This is a genomic window from Desulfatiglans parachlorophenolica, from assembly GCF_055394735.1.
On record NZ_AP042460.1, the window covers coordinates 1,570,811 to 1,583,460 of the forward strand.

General features: G+C 58.7%; 15 protein-coding genes. 3 read left to right on the forward strand and 12 right to left on the reverse strand.

What is annotated here, in order from left to right; all coding sequences use genetic code 11:
• Positions 1-87: 87 nt before the first annotated feature.
• From mscL to ACZ500_RS07460, 4 genes are all read right to left on the reverse strand, one after another.
• On the reverse strand, positions 88-513 hold the full coding sequence (gene mscL, locus ACZ500_RS07445) for a large-conductance mechanosensitive channel protein MscL (RefSeq protein WP_464231876.1): 426 nt from the start codon (positions 511-513) through the stop codon (positions 88-90).
• Positions 514-653: 140 nt separating this feature from the next.
• Entirely contained in the window at positions 654-1,103 is a 450-nt protein-coding gene (locus ACZ500_RS07450) for a PaaI family thioesterase (protein ID WP_464231877.1), read from the reverse strand.
• Between the two features lie 198 nt (positions 1,104-1,301).
• Positions 1,302-1,592, reverse strand: a complete 291-nt coding sequence (locus ACZ500_RS07455; protein WP_464231878.1) for a ComEA family DNA-binding protein — start codon at positions 1,590-1,592, stop codon at positions 1,302-1,304.
• 458 nt (positions 1,593-2,050) lie between these two features.
• Complete coding sequence (locus tag ACZ500_RS07460; RefSeq protein WP_464231879.1) at positions 2,051-3,262, reverse strand: M24 family metallopeptidase; 1,212 nt, start codon at positions 3,260-3,262, stop codon at positions 2,051-2,053.
• A gap of 66 nt (positions 3,263-3,328) precedes the next feature.
• Between ACZ500_RS07460 and ACZ500_RS07465 the strand changes: the two genes are divergently transcribed.
• Together ACZ500_RS07465 and ACZ500_RS07470 are read left to right on the forward strand one after the other, a co-directional pair.
• Positions 3,329-3,493, forward strand: coding sequence for a hypothetical protein (locus tag ACZ500_RS07465; RefSeq protein ID WP_464231880.1), 165 nt, complete (start codon positions 3,329-3,331; stop codon positions 3,491-3,493).
• 207 nt (positions 3,494-3,700) lie between these two features.
• Positions 3,701-4,540 (forward strand): phosphate ABC transporter substrate-binding protein, encoded by an 840-nt coding sequence (locus tag ACZ500_RS07470; protein ID WP_464231881.1) that lies wholly within the window; start codon positions 3,701-3,703, stop codon positions 4,538-4,540.
• 138 nt (positions 4,541-4,678) lie between these two features.
• Here the strand turns inward: ACZ500_RS07470 and ACZ500_RS07475 are convergent, their stop codons facing one another.
• The 3 genes from ACZ500_RS07475 to ACZ500_RS07485 form a co-directional block, all read right to left on the reverse strand.
• Positions 4,679-5,800 (reverse strand): M20 family metallopeptidase, encoded by a 1,122-nt coding sequence (locus tag ACZ500_RS07475; RefSeq protein ID WP_464231882.1) that lies wholly within the window; start codon positions 5,798-5,800, stop codon positions 4,679-4,681.
• A 32-nt stretch (positions 5,801-5,832) separates the two neighbouring features.
• Entirely contained in the window at positions 5,833-6,441 is a 609-nt protein-coding gene (locus tag ACZ500_RS07480; RefSeq protein WP_464231883.1) for an N-acetyltransferase family protein, read from the reverse strand.
• A 107-nt stretch (positions 6,442-6,548) separates the two neighbouring features.
• Complete coding sequence (locus tag ACZ500_RS07485) at positions 6,549-7,007, reverse strand: iron-sulfur cluster assembly scaffold protein (protein WP_464231884.1); 459 nt, start codon at positions 7,005-7,007, stop codon at positions 6,549-6,551.
• A 424-nt stretch (positions 7,008-7,431) separates the two neighbouring features.
• Between ACZ500_RS07485 and ACZ500_RS07490 the strand changes: the two genes are divergently transcribed.
• The gene (locus tag ACZ500_RS07490; RefSeq protein ID WP_464231885.1) at positions 7,432-7,896 is read left to right on the forward strand and encodes a universal stress protein; all 465 of its coding nucleotides are present in this window, start codon (positions 7,432-7,434) and stop codon (positions 7,894-7,896) included.
• Between the two features lie 21 nt (positions 7,897-7,917).
• Here the strand turns inward: ACZ500_RS07490 and ACZ500_RS07495 are convergent, their stop codons facing one another.
• The 5 genes from ACZ500_RS07495 to ACZ500_RS07515 form a co-directional block, all read right to left on the reverse strand.
• A complete protein-coding gene (locus ACZ500_RS07495) occupies positions 7,918-8,586 on the reverse strand; it encodes a YkgJ family cysteine cluster protein (RefSeq protein WP_464231886.1) in 669 nt (222 codons plus the stop codon).
• A 331-nt stretch (positions 8,587-8,917) separates the two neighbouring features.
• The gene (locus ACZ500_RS07500; RefSeq protein WP_464231887.1) at positions 8,918-9,160 is read right to left on the reverse strand and encodes a hypothetical protein; all 243 of its coding nucleotides are present in this window, start codon (positions 9,158-9,160) and stop codon (positions 8,918-8,920) included.
• A 17-nt stretch (positions 9,161-9,177) separates the two neighbouring features.
• Positions 9,178-9,420: a hypothetical protein gene (locus ACZ500_RS07505; protein WP_464231888.1), complete on the reverse strand. Its 243-nt coding sequence runs from the start codon at positions 9,418-9,420 to the stop codon at positions 9,178-9,180.
• Between the two features lie 13 nt (positions 9,421-9,433).
• Positions 9,434-11,113, reverse strand: a complete 1,680-nt coding sequence (locus tag ACZ500_RS07510) for a Na/Pi cotransporter family protein (RefSeq protein WP_464231889.1) — start codon at positions 11,111-11,113, stop codon at positions 9,434-9,436.
• Positions 11,114-11,378: 265 nt separating this feature from the next.
• Complete coding sequence (locus ACZ500_RS07515) at positions 11,379-12,569, reverse strand: thiolase family protein (protein ID WP_464231890.1); 1,191 nt, start codon at positions 12,567-12,569, stop codon at positions 11,379-11,381.
• Positions 12,570-12,650 lie beyond the last annotated feature (81 nt).

The window sequence follows — 12,650 nt, forward strand, 5'->3', positions numbered from 1 at the left end:
CCGCAATAAATCTTCAACATGAAAAAATACACGTAATATCCAAATGTTGCAGACAAAAAAATAGCTCCTTCGCTTCGCTTCACTCCATTAACCTCGTTTTTTGAGCAAATCCCGGATTTCGGCGAGGAGTTTCTGCTCGAGGGACGGCTCGGGAGGCGCCGCAGGCGCCGCCTCTTCCTTCTTTTTCATAGCATTGATGCCCTTCACAAAAAGAAAGATCACGAATGCAACGATCACGAAATCGATGACGGTATTGATGAAAATGCCATAATTGACAGTCGCCACCCCGGCCTCTTTCGCGGCCTCCACAGAGGGAAAGTCTCCCTCGCCCAAAACGATGAAGAGATTCGAAAAGTTGACGTTTCCGAGCAACTTGCCGATCGGAGGCATCAGCACATCGCTCACAAGCGAAGAAATAATCTTGCCGAAGGCGGCCCCCATCATGATACCGATCGCCATGTCCAAAACGTTCCCGCGCATCGCAAACTGCTTGAATTCCTTAAATAATCCCATATCGCGTTCCTCCTCTTCAAAGATGTTCATGCCATGCCGAACCTGCATTCACCCTTAATTCGTGTCCATCCGGAAATGATTTCCCGGTACAACCCAGTTTCCAATCCGGAAATGAGGATTTTTCTTCACCGCTTCGCCGCTCAGTCCCACTGCTTCGCGGCGGGTCCCGGTTTGCCAATATCAATGAAATCAAGCGTTTGCGCGGAGGCGACCTTGGTCTTGCGGCCGTCCGACTCGATAATCTTCGCCCGCAGATTTACGGGCCCATCGATAGGAACAGGCCTCAGGTACCTGACATCGAGAGATGCTGTAACACACCGGATGTGGGGATTGGATCCGATTGGGCGTCTTTCGGTACGGTAGGCATGTGCGATGACGCTGCAGACACAGTGGCAGTCCACAATCGTAGCGGTGATACCGCCGTTGAGGAACTGGGGAGGACCCGCCGTACGGAAGGGTTCGGGCAGGAAGGTGCAGACGGACTCTTCTCCATCCCAGTAGCTCTCGATGCGAAGTCCGTGCTCGTTATGCGGGCCGCACCCAAAACATCCATTATCCGGGATCGGGTCCTGGAATGCCTCTTTCTGCATAATCTTCGCCCGCGCAAGGTTGGGAAGATGGGCTGACCGCAAACCTCTGCAGCGCTCACGGCATCCGCCTCTTTCTTTAGCGCTTCTGCAAAAAATCGGCAACGAATATTTGAGGGGCCGCGCCCGGGTTCAGGCCGGATCGTGCGCAGCGTGGAAGAGCGGCTGAACAGCAGGAAGGGATCTGCCGTTCATCTTCGGTTATTTGGTCTTGATCTTATCCTTGTTGGCATCCCAGATCTTTTGTCCGATGCCTTTCACCTTCATGATGTCTTCCGGTTTATCGAAGGGTCCATTCTGCTCCCGGTATTCGACAATCTTCTGGGCATACCCCGGCCCGACCCCTTCGAGATCGGTCATTTCTTCGACCGTAGCCTGGTTGATATCGATCTGTCCGGCGCCCTCCGCAGCCACTGCCCCTGCGGCGCAAAGCACCATCAGGGCAAGAGCGGCGACGAGCGACCAAAAGAACCTGTTCCTCTCTTTTCCCATATGACCCATCCTTTCGTTGCATCCCTTCCTGCCGGCCGTGCCACAGCAACCGGACCCCGGGCCGGCATCACCAACCCGAAGAACCCTTGCTGAAACGCTGAAGCCAGCAGCAAGGCCTGTGCCGAAGTCTCGAAACAACAGGCAACGCTCGGTGCACCGGCCGGGAATCGGTCCGACGAATCGTTTGAAGAGCGTATGCAAATGGAAAGTTGTTGGCCTTTCATGGCACGGCCCGGTCACGAGGGAAGACATTTCCTCGAACAAACCGCGCCAGGGCCGGACCCGCAGAAATTTGCCCTGGAACCGAGGCAAACAGTCATCATCACCACACGGCACCCTGTGCATACCCCGATTCGAACTCCATCCGAGGCGGGATCGGCCGCTAAAAACAAGACCTCCACAAGCGCTCCCATCCCTCCGGGCAGCCGCCAGAGGTCATGCGCGCGAGCGCGGAGGAATCATCCGCTGCACACCTTCATCACCGTCTGGTCCGTCAGGGTTATCCGCTCCACGCCGCTTTCGGTGACCAGGTAATCGTCCTCGATCCCCACCACCCCTTCGCCCGGAAAGACGAATTTGGGCTCGAGCGCCAGGACCATACCCGGTTCGAGCGGCTTTCGGAAGCCGGGCGCAACGATAGGGAATTCATCGATCTCGAGCCCGATGCCGTGTCCGATGAAATGGACCCGCCCCTCACCGTGCCCCATGAAATAGGCCCCCAGGCCCGCCCGTTCGGCCTCGTTCAGGGCCATGGCGTAGAGGTCCGCGCAGTTCACTCCGGGCCCCGCCATGTCCTCGAAGCGACGGTGTATATCGAACGAAAGATCGTGTGCGGCCTGAAGCCGCGCCGGCAAACAGCCGATCACGAAGGTCCGGAACTGATCGCCTACATAACCGTCCACCCCGACCGCGTAGTCGATCCCGATCGGCTCGTTTCGCCCCAGCCTGCGGAACCCGGCCCCCTGCGCCATGGCCGGGGTGGTGCCTTCGCCCGCATGGGCGCTGTTCAGAAACGAACTCATCGCCCCGCTCCCCCCCGACAGGACATGGGCATGGGTCATCTCCTGGTTCCACCCCCGCATCCTCAGGATGCCCATATGGCCAAGCCGCCGTGCAATGAGGGCCATCCGGCCATCCACCTCCAACTCGGTCATCCCCTCCCGGATGACTCGGCAAAGCGTCCGGAAGCCTTCATCGAGGATCCGGGCCGCTCTGCGGACCCGCTCCACCTCATAGGCGGACTTGCACATCCGCTGGCGGCGGATGAGGGAGCTCACGTCCTCCCACCGGCATCGCTCGAAACGCCCGCTGAGCCAAATGTAGAGGGCGGCTGGAATCACGTCCAGTTCGAGCCCGATCCGTCCTTTGAGCTCGTATCCACAATCCCCGAGGACCTCTGCCATGGAGCCTCTGCCCTTCGCGAGAGGCACGACCGTATCGAGACACGTCTCGGCCCTTGCCCTGGTCTGGTTCTTCTGGACCATGAGCACCGGTCTCCCCTCGCTCGGAATGAAAAGGATGGAAGACTGGATCGTTCCCGCGTAATAATAAAGGTCTACATTTTGAAAAATCAGAGCCCCATCGAGCCCCTCGCGGACCAGGAGCGACTGAAGACATTCGATGCGCTGCAGGATTTCACTCAGAGGCACATTCTCCACGATCTCCTCCAATCGTAGCCAGGCGGAAGCAAGTCTGCAGATGCCCAACTTTCATCGGGATCCCATGCGCTTCCGGTTTTGAATCTCGACGTTCAGGTTTCAAATGCCAGGTTTCAGCTCGATGTCCATCCAGAAAGGATGCTCCAGCGCGGCATGGCGCTTGTAGAGTTCGAAGAATCCCTCCGTTCGCCCGGGCAGGAGAAGCTGCATCCACAGCGCTTCTGCCGATCGAGGGCGTTTTAGATCTTGACCGGCGCTGCCGTTTTCGGGATGATGCCTGTCGGTGTTTCATCATCCGGCCCCAGTCCGGATTTCGAATCGCTGTGGAAACAGAACACGGCTTACCGGGGGTCTTCCCGAGATCCGCGCACCCTTTCAGGGGCTCGCGGGCCGGCACGACCCTGAACGCGATGCACCGGCCGTTTCCCGCCCATTTAAACACCTTCGAGGTTGAGCATAATCATGCGCGGCATCCGACCTTTCTTCTGCGCCATCCTTTGCACGGGGTTCCTTTTCGGGTTCGCCGGCTGCACCGACAGTGAACAGACCGTTATCCGCATCTACGGTTCCACAACGACCGAACCCATCCTCGAACGGATCGCCCAGGCCTACTCACGGCAGAGCGACGTCCGCATCGAGGTTGTACCCACAGGCTCGCACAAGGGCATCGCCGCGCTCGTCGGCGGGCATTGCGAACTGGCCGCCTCCTCCGTCCCCGCGGCAGACTCGGAGTTGGGAGAAGGTGCCGCCGAATATCGGGAATTCGTGTTCGGGTACGATATGGTCGTCCCCATCGTTCACCCCGGGAACCCGATCCGGGACCTGTCACTCACACAACTTCGAGGCATCTTTTCAGGAAAGATCGATCGATGGAGCAGCCTCGGAGGGGAAGAACTGCCCATCCAGACCGTCAACCGCGACGAAGCCTCGGGAACCCACGATATCTGGAGCCGCGTCGTCGCGCCCATCCCGGACGGTGCCCTCGAACCCGTCGTTCTGTCATCCAACAGCGAAGTCGCCGCCTACGTAGCTGCGCACCCGCAAGCCATCGGATATATCAGCGCGGGCTTCATCAACATGGAAATCAAGCCCCTTGCCATCGACGGCATCGACGCATCCATCGAGAACGCCCGCAAAAAACGCTACCCCATCCTCCGCCGGCTCCTCCTTTACACCACCGAGGATTGCCTGACATGGGAAATCAAGTCATTCATCATCTATCTCCTGAGCGACGAGGGCCAAAAAGAAGTCGAGCGGGCTGGATTCGTGCCGGTAGACGTGTTTGGATGACGAAACAAGAGGTGGGCACGGTTGCCGGCCGCAGCACATCCTGCGGGGAAGGCGGCGAACCGGTCGATCTCTTTTTCGCGCAGAGGGTTGCCCTCACGCCTGCCGGTGCGTTTACGGGCAAAGGCTCCGGGCACACCTTCAACCGACGGACTCGGGAAAGGACTCCAGGATCATTTCGGCGTAGATCTCGGAGGCCAGGACGACCTGATCGAAGGATACGGCCTCCTGGGGCGCGTGGGCATATTCGAGCCGCCCTGGCCCCAGCAGCAGGGTTTTCATCCCGGCGGCCCAAAGCTGGTTGGCGTCCGAATGGCTCCTGAAAGGCTCAGGCGCCCAGTGGAGGCCGCGCCGATCGAAAACGGCCTTGAGTGCATCGATCAAACGGCCTTTTTCGGGAAGCGCGTAGCCGGCATCGATGGTCATCACCTTGAGTTCCACGGCGATCTCGGGACAGCGTTCTTTCTGCTCGGAAACCGCCTCTTCCAGCTCCATCACGATCTCGCCGACAGGGGCCGACGGGGGGATGTGCAGATCGATCCAGGCCTCGGAATACTCCGGCACGGCAAAGCCCGCGTGCGCGCTGTACAGGTCGCGTATGTTGTAGGTCATCTCGGGATGCCGCGTCTGGATGTCTTTCGAGAGTCTCAGGAGGACGTTCAGCAGCACCTCGACGGCGCTCGGGGCGCTGCCTGCCAAGGAGGCATGCATCCGCTGGCCACCGGTCGTGACATGCATCTCCACGTAGCCGTATTGGCTCAGACACAGCTTGAGATCGGTGGGTTCGCCGATCAGCACCCACGGAAAATGATACTGCTTCGCCAGCTGCCTTGCCCCGTCCCCCGCCTCCTCTTCCCCGACGACAAGGCACAAGGCAACCGGAAGGCGCTCACAGCCGCTCTGCCAGAGCGACACATAGGCCTCCACCATCGCGGCACACCCCCCCTTCATATCCGCCGTACCCAGCCCTCCGATCATACCGTCTGTCTCCGAATAGCCGTAAGCCTCGATTTCGTAGGCCGCGACCGTGTCGAGATGCCCGACGAGGGCGAGCCGCATCTCCGTCTCGTGGGGAACGACGAGCAGGTTGTGGCGGTTTTCATCCACGGGCTGGAGGGTGACCGGCAGCCCCTGGCGTCTGAGATACCCGCGCAGGTATTCGACAATTTCTTCTTCCTTGCCGGAGGGGCTGTAGATATCGACCATCCGCTCGAGGAGCTTCTTGAGGCGCTGAGGCTGGACAATGCGGGGGAGATCTTTCATCGAGGGCGCCACCGGGGATTTTGCGGAGGAGATCAGTTTCCCCCGTTCGTTCTTCTCTTCATCAGCTGTCGTTCACCGGCCATGTTCATGGTCAGGTAAATGTGCTGCTTGGGGTTGCCGAAACCCAGCCGCCTGAACAGGCGCAAGGCCGGCAGGTTTTCGGCATCCGTGTCCACCACGAGCATGCGCACGTCGTGTTTGAGCATGACATCCTTGAAGCGCCTGAAAAGTTTTTCGGCGACGCCTTTTCGCTGAAAGGCCGGATCGACTCCCAGCCACACGAGATGACCGTATTTCCATGCCGAGTGGGTCTTCGTGATCGTCGTTCCCAGGACAAAACCGACGATCTGTTCATCCTTCACAGCCACAAGACAAAACTCCACGTCGCCGTAAAAAAGTTCGATCACCTCGTATTCATCCCAGGTCCGATATGTATTAGGCGCGCTCTCCGCGGTGAACAATCTCTCTCCGAGATGAAACACATGCGCGATGTCGTCGATCTCCATCTCGCGGATCTTGACCGTAGAGCGCCTGGATTTCGGCTCCGGATCCTCTTCCGATACATTCATACGACGGACCATCTCCAAAGGGTCAGGGGTTCGACCCCCATCCATAGAAAAATCCCACTGCAGCTGCAACATAAGGGGATCTCCTTACCTTGTCAACCGCCACCCCAAGAATCCCTGAAGCACCCTGTCACGATCGCCCCGGATAAAAGCGCGCAGCGATACGATGGAATCTCCTTGATTTACGAGGCCCCGTTCGAAGGGTAGTCTTTCTTGTTCCAGCGGTAGGCATCGCGCCGGTGCCGCTCCGCGTCTGCAAGGGCCAGGTAGAAGGCACCCACCGCCAGCTCAGCACAGTGATGATCACCGCCCGGGAGGGTCTCGAGAAAATCGACCACATGCTGAGGCGTGATCTCCCAGGCCTCTTCGAGGGACCTGCCCTCCGCCAGATGCGCCACCGTGTTGGCGCAGGCGTTGGTATTCATACAGCCGTCCGTATGGAAACTCACGCTTTGAATCCGCCCATGCAGAAACGAGAGGAATATTTCGATGGTGTCCCCGCACACTCCGGTCCTCTTCCCATAACCCTCAGGATGCGCAGGACGCTCCTGCCGGTCGGTGCGGAAGGCCATTTCGAGATAGTGCAGCGAGTGATCCTGCCAGAAGTCGAATGTCTTGTCTTCCATTGAAGCCTGTTTCAACCCCCCTTATGCTTCCTGCATCCGGCCCGATCGGCGCGCGGCCAGCCTCGCCTACCGGCGGCCCGGACCAGTGTATCCTCTGTATTTTGGCATTCATGATATCCGATTGCGCTGGAATTGGGAACCACTGAAATACGACCCTTTCGAACCGGCCCCCATCAGAGCCTCGATACATATGGGGATACACGGATCGCGGCTCGTGCAAGGGGGCTCGGGTCCCGGCCCACGCGGGCAGAAGCACGTCCTGCGGACCCGATAAACCCCTTCCGCTGGACCGATACCCTGCGTTTTCCCTGATGATCTCCCTGCCTGCAGGATATCCTTTGACAGACCGAAACAAATCCTTCAGATTTGAATCCAGGCGGCGATCGGCTCCCTGGTGGTTCCATCCCTAGAGGACTTACGCATTACAAGGAGAGATGCCATGAAAGAGATCAAACATATTTTGGTCGCCATAGATCTTTCGAGCTACGCAGCACCCACCCTCGACTATGCAGCCCTTATCGCAGCCCGGATGAAAGCAGACTTGACCGTGCTCAACGTCATCAATCAGCGGGACATCGAAGCGGTGGAAAAGGTTTCAAGGCTTACCGAAGCCTTCCGGGTGGAGACCTATCTCGATCAGGAAAAAGCGGAGCGCAAAACCGCCATCGAGCGGATGCTGGCCGGGACGGGGCACCACGGGGTCGCACCCAGAATCCTTTTGAGGACGGGGGTGCCTTTCCTCGAGATCATCGAGGCCGTGAAATCGGAAGCGGTGGATCTCGTCATCATGAATACCAAGGGCCGCAGCAATCTTTCGAGCGTCCTCTTCGGTTCCACGGCCGAAAAGATGTTCCGGAAATGTCCTGTCCCGCTGCTCAGCATCCGAGGCTTCGAAGTCTCCTGAGCCCCGGGCGCGGCGCACCCATCAGACGACGTCAAGCCTCAAGCCCCGCGGCAGCGTCGTCAGCAGAAACGAACCATCGGCGTCCCGCTTGACCTGCAGACCGAACATGCCGATCGTCTCGGCAAGCGACCGCCCGAAAAGGAGGTCCATCGAAGCGGCATCGAGGTTCAGCCGCCTTGCCGCCAGCGGCCGCAGTTCATGATCGAACCGCAGGAGATTCAGCAGTTCCCCGACCGCCTTCTCCCCCTGCTCTTCGATGGCCCAGACCCAGTGCGCCACCTCTTCGTAGTTGCAGCGCTCCTCGTGCTCCATCATCAAGCGAAGAAGGGTGCCGTCCTCGATAACGTCCGTCCGCTGAGCCTTCGGCCCTTCGTAGACACGCATGAACGCGCTCAGATCCCAACAGGCCAGCGCCGCGCACTGGCTCGGGCGCGACGCGTAGATGCGGCAGGCCCGCTCTTCCGCGTCATAGAAAATGCACCCGCCGCCTTGCGCCCGCTCCCTGAGCTTGATCATCTCCTTGGCGGCGATCCCGGTGCGCCCCTCCACGGGGTCGTGCACCAGTTCCCCGACCCTGACGGTGTACAGGGCATCCCACAGGATCCGCCCCTCCAGCACGAGTCGGGCGTCCTCCTTCTGGAGGGTGGGGCTGCTGTTCAGACAGCACTGCCCGCATCGAATACACTCCATTCTCGGTTCAAGTCCCGATTGCATCATCTCCTGCTTCCCATCCGGAATCGATTCATCCAACCACAAACGTCGAGCCCGGAAATCACCATCCGGCGCCACCCTGTCTTCCTTTACACGGAGGGCCATCCGGCACGGCCCATGTTCCTCCCCCGCGCAGGTCACCCGGCCACGATGAACGTTACAGTCCAAAAAGAACTGCAAGGCCCTCTCGGCATCCCAGCCCGGAAAGGAACATTCCGCAGGACGCAAGCCCCTCCGTGGGTTGGATTACCCAGCCATATCCATTGTCCAGCCCGAAAAGAATGGCGACCCTTATCAGTGTAGGCACGATTTAGATCTCTATCCGCAGATCACCATCCCGCACAACCCAGTTTCCAAGCCGGAAATGAGGATTTTTTGTCCAGATCAAGTCAATCCAGCGTTTGTGCGGAGGCGACCTGCGGGTCGCCGCACAAGCAAACGTGCAGATTGGCGCCGAGATGGGCAAAAAAGACCATTTCCGGCAGGAGGCGACCTGCGGGTCGCCACACAAGCAAACGTGCAGATTGGCGCCGAGATGGGCAAAAAAGACCATTTCCGCGTTGACACAATTTAGATCTCTATCCACAGATCACCATCCCGCACAACCCAGTTTCCAAGCCGGAAATGAGGATTTTTTGTCCAGATCAAGTCAATCCAGCGTTTGTGCGGAGGCGACCTGCGGGTCGCCACACAAGCAAACGTGCAGATTGGCGCCGAGATGGGCAAAAAAGACCATTTCCGGCTGGAGGCGACCTGCGGGTCGCCGCACAAGCAAACGTGCAGATTGACGCCGAGATGGGCAAAAAAGACCATTTCCGGCTGGAAACTATTTGACTCCCGCGACGGCCTGAGCAATGTTATAGCAATAGTCGCCGATCTTCTCGAAGGCCGTCAGCATATCCACCAGGATCAGCCCCGGATCGACCGTACAGATCCCGCTCTGCAGGCGCATGAGGTAATTGCCGCGCATCTCCTCGCGCATGTTGTTGATGCTGTCTTCCAGGGTCTGAGCCCTTCCCATGACCATCTTGTCGTCCTTCTTCATGGCGTCGATGATCAGCCGAATAAAGCGCCTGGCCTCATCCGAAATCACCTGGTAATCGTACAGCCCGCCTTCGGAAAGGTGCAGATCCTGCTCGATCAGCTCCTGAATGAGTTCGGCCAGATTCTCGACGGCATCCCCCATGCGCTCCAGGTTGTTGACCATACGGATCAATGAATTGACCTCTTTCGACTCCTCCGGGGTAATCGGGCTCTGGACCACACGCACCAGGAACTGGGTGATCTCCTTCTGAAGGATGTCGACGGCGTCTTCGCGCTTCCGCCACTTGGACAGCTCGCCCATCTGCCTATCCTTCAAGCAGTTGACGACGTCGTTGTACATGACCTCGACGATTTCGGCCATTCGGACAGCCTCTGCCCGCGCCTGCCCGATGGCAACCGAAGGGGTCTCGATAAAACGGTTGTCGAGGTATTTCACGTGGTGGATCTCGTCCATGGCGGCCTCTTTTGCCTTTCCCGGAGTCAGCCAGACGGCCGCCCGCACCAGATACGGGAGAGCCACGAGGAAAAGCAGGGCGTTGACCACATTGAAGAGTGTGTGGGCATTGGCGATATAGCGGGCCACGTAGGGATACTCTCCATTGACCAGCAAGTCCGCCCCCCCCTCATGAAACACGAGGGCGGTGGCCCAACTGACCAACTCCACAAAAAAAGGAAAGAGCAGGACGATGTTCAAAACGCCCAGGATATTGAAAAGGCTGTGCGCCATCGCCGTTTCGCGGGCGGCTGCACTCGCCCCGACCGCAGCCAACTGAGCGGTCACCGTCGTACCGATGTTCTCCCCGAGGATAAAGGCCACACTGGCCTCGAAACTGAGCAGACCCTGACTGGCCAAGGCCATGGTAATCCCCACCGTGGCACTCGAACTCTGCAGAATCATGGTGAGAGCCGCACCCGCAAGGACACAAAGCACGATGCCGACAGTCGTATCGGACTGGAATCTAGTGAAAAAGGCGATGAAGCTCGGATTGGTCCGCAGCGGGGCGAAGCCGGTCTTCATGAGGCTCAAGCCAAAGAAGACCAGTCCGAATCCAAGCAGGACATCCCCCACATAGCGCCACTTTTTTCGCCCGATGAAGAATTTCAGCAGGACGCCCAAGGCCACGGCGGGCAGCGCGTAGTCCTCGATCTTGAAGGCGATCAGTTGGGCCGTGACCGTCGTACCGATGTTGGCCCCCAAAATGACTCCGACGGCCTGTCGCAGCGTCATGAGCCCCGCGTCCACGAACCCCACCAGCATAACCGTCGTTGCGCTCGAGCTTTGGATCACGCTGGTTACGCCCGTACCGACCAGACAGGCGACCACCCGATTATTGGACACGAGACCGAGTATCTGCCGCATTTTGTTGCCCGCCACGCGCTGCAGCCCTTCCGACATGATCTTCATGCCGAAAAGGAAAAGCCCCAGTCCGCCGAGGGACTGAAAGATGACCAGCTTCATCATGGCGCGCCGACCTTGAGATACGGGTTTCCCTTGAAAAACAAGCTATTTCCCCTCATTTGTACCGATCCGGACCTGGATTCGAGGTACTGACACGCTCCCGTGCCTTCAAGAACCGCATCAAGTGACGCGGCCCCAAAGGCCGCCAGGACCATCGGGTTGCAAAGACGGACGCTTTAGATCGAAAAGCGAAAAAAAAGATCGCCCCTTTTTGAACAGGACGATCTTTCATAACAAATTCAAGACTGCAGGTCAACCAAAGGGCAGTTTACGAGATCTTGAGGATCAGAGAACCGCCCGTGTCGCCCGCTGCGCAGCCGGCCCAGAGGAAGTAGCCGCCGCCGAGCTTCACCGTCTCTTCGATACCCTCGATGATGATGCGGCCCGCGGTCGGTCCCTGCGGATGCCCATAAACGAGCGAGCTGCCGTAGTTGTTGAATTTGAAGGGGTCGAGACCCATCTCGCGACTCATGTAAAGGTCGTTTACGATAAAGGGGTTATGGGTCTTGATAACCTTCATGTCCTCGACCTTGAGTCCGGCCTTTTCGAGCGCCAGGCGGGCGGCCGGGACCGGCGCGGCCGCCATATAGCCGGCGCGCTCCCGGGAATAGCCGCCAGAGACCACCTGGATGGTGACCGCGGGATCGGCGCTCAACTCCTTGGCTTTGGCCTCGGTGGTGACCGTCATCATGCAGTTGCCGTCGGCGGGGTGCGTCTGGGCGCCGAAGCTGTGGACGCCGCCCGGGATGACGGGTTTCAGTTTGGCGAGGCCCTCTTTGGTCGTGGGCGTAATGCCCTCGTCTTCTCCGATCAGGAGGGTCTTCTTCTTGGAAATGATCACCTCTGCCGGAAACATGTAACGCTTCTGAAACTCGCGGTCATTGGCGAGCGACTCGGCGTACTGTTCATAGCGTCTGAGCGTCAGTTCGTCGCACTGCTCTTTGGTGAATCCACCCTCCTTGGCCACGTTTTCCGCGGTCTCGACCATCTTGAGGCCGACGTTCGGGTCGCTGTTGAAGTTGTCCATCATCCAGTTCTCGGAAATGACTTCCCCGCCCGGCCCCATCGGATTGGGCCAGATGGTGTGCGGCCCGTTCGAACAACGGTCCGTCATGAGGGCGCAGGCCGTTGCGTACCATCCGGCCTCGACGCCCATGGCAGCCGTAAAGATACAGGTCATGGACGTGGTGCAGGCCTGACTGATGATCACCCCGGCCGTTGCGACCGACCCCATGAGGGCTGCGGCCCAAGGACTCGCGTAAAACTGATGGTGCTGTCCGATGGTGTTCCCGAAAACCAGGTATTCGTACATCTTCGGATCCCAGTTCTTCTGCGCCAGCCATCGCTTGGCGGTATTGGCGGCCAGCGAGATGGCATTCTCGTTGGCCATGCTGCCCTGCCAGCGGCAGAACGGAGTCGAGTAATAGCCTTTGAAAGGAATAAACGCTTTTGTCAACATGATAACAACCCTCCCGATTGAGTTTTTTGACGCATCTCGATCGATGCGATGCCGTAAGAAACGGTTCCAATAACTGCAGCA